Annotated in this window: 1 pseudogene; it reads left to right on the top strand. The window is 66.4% G+C overall.

The features are described from left to right. A pseudogene (locus SB771_RS35155) lies at positions 1–262 on the top strand (hypothetical protein); the annotation flags it as partial.

Raw genomic sequence — 262 nt, forward strand, 5'->3', positions numbered from 1 at the left:
GCATCTCGGCCCTGAGCTCGACCAGTTGGCTGCAGCCCTGGCGCCCTGTTTCGAATGGATGGACCCGATCACGGACGCCGCCGATCGGGCGGGTACGCAGCAGACGGGTCTTGCCGCCGCATTCGGCCTCGGCGTGCTCGACGATCTACTGGTGGCCAGCAAGCTACTGCTGAGCGGCAAGCTGGCTGCTGCCGGCAACGTAATGCGCCAGGTGATCGAGGGCATTGCGATGGCCTTGCTGTGCGCAGCCGATACGCCGCTG

The sequence above is a fragment of the Burkholderia sp. SIMBA_051 genome (assembly GCF_046534915.1).
GTDB classification, from domain to species: Bacteria; Pseudomonadota; Gammaproteobacteria; order Burkholderiales; family Burkholderiaceae; genus Burkholderia; species Burkholderia ambifaria.